This window comes from Bacillus sp. S4 (assembly GCF_040838205.1).
Classification (GTDB): Bacteria; Bacillota; Bacilli; order Bacillales; family Bacillaceae_G; genus Bacillus_A; species Bacillus_A cereus_U.
Genome location: NZ_JBFPJI010000490.1, coordinates 1 through 1642 on the forward strand (window position 1 = coordinate 1; position 1642 = coordinate 1642).

Consider the following 1642-nt stretch of genomic DNA (forward strand, 5'->3'; position numbering starts at 1 on the left):
AGTTATTACATCAGATAGACAAAACTCAATAGTGGAATCTGTAGCAATAAAGGATAATCGAATAATTGGGATCGGTTCAAATTTAGAAATGAATAAATTTATTGGAGAGAAGACGGAAGTCATTGACTTAGCAGGGAAATCTCTTCTTCCTGGATTTATTGATGCACACACACACTTGGTTTTATATGGGGTTTTTCAGTTGAATATCAGTTGTAAAGAAAGTCACATCGACTCTGTTGCAGATGTGCTGAATGAGCTTAAGCAAAAAGCGTTGGAAACTCCAGAAGGTGAGTGGATAAGAGCTTGGGGGTTTAATGAAACGACCATAAAGGAGAAAAGGTATCCAACGATTGCAGAGCTAGATGCCATTTCAACGGAGCATCCAATCATCATTTCTCGTACGTGCGGACATATCTGTATCGTAAATACAGCAGCACTAGAGAAGGCTGGAATTGACGAAAATACACCGAATCCTCAAGGTGGAGTAATTGAAAAGGATGAGAGGGGAGAAATTACAGGGAAATTATTTGAGGCTGCAAATATGAAGATGAATGATGTAGCAAGCTATACAGATGCTGAACTTATGAAAGCTGTTAAAATCGCGTCGGATCATTTCATTTCAGGGGGTATCACGAGTATTCATGAAGCAGCTACTTTTGATTCTAATTGTTATCGTTTATTACAAACAGCTATAAAAACTAAAGACATCGGCGTTCGGGTATATGCAATAATTGGTACCATAAATGAATCCGATAAATTTGTAAATAAAATGATGAATGCAGGGATAGTAACCGGTACAGGGGATGAGAAATTTAGGGTTGGGCCGGCTAAAATATTTTTAGATGGAAGTAGCTCTGGTCCAACGATTGCAACTCGAGAACCCTACTCCAGTGATCCTAACAATTTCGGGATTCTTTATTATAGTGAGGAAGAAATATATAAAGTTTTAGGTGAAGCACATAAAAAAGGATATCAAATTACAGTACATGCTCAAGGTGATAAAGCCATTGAAATGTATTTAAATTGCGTAGAAAGAGCGTTAAAAGAAGCACCAAGGAAAAATCATCGTCATCGAATCGAGCATGCAGGAGTTTCAACCCCAGATTTACAAGAAAGAATGAAACAACTGGAAGTCATCCCTATTCCAAATCCACCATTTCCATATGAATATGGCGAGATATATGCTCACAATTATGGTGAACGTGTGAATTATATGTACGCTGCTCGTGACTATATAGATAAAGGTATTATTGCAGCAGGTAGTTCAGATGCACCGGTTACGGATTATAATCCTTTATTAGGAATTCATACTGCAGTTAATAGAAAAAGCCAATTTGGAGTCGAAATTGGCACGAATCAATCCATTAGTGTACTAGAAGCGATTAAACTTTACACATGGAATGGCGCTTATGCAAGTTTTGAAGAGGATATAAAAGGTAGCTTAGAAGTAGGGAAATTAGCCGATTTAGTTATTTTAAGTGAAAGTATTTTAAAGGCTGAACCAGACCGTATTAAGGATTTGAAAGTGGAGACAACGATTATTGATGGAGAAATTGTCTATCAAAAAGAGAATGATTTAATGATGAAAAATTAGATTTAGGCAAAAGAGGGGGCAATTATAGTACTTCGCATTATTTTATAC

Annotated in this window: 1 protein-coding gene; it reads left to right on the forward strand. The window is 36.7% G+C overall.

Annotated elements, in window-relative coordinates; translation table 11 throughout:
* Nucleotides 1-1594: amidohydrolase (locus AB3X48_RS21925; protein ID WP_367959946.1), on the forward strand; the 1594-nt coding region annotated here is incomplete at its 5' end.
* Nucleotides 1595-1642: the final 48 nt, after the last annotated feature.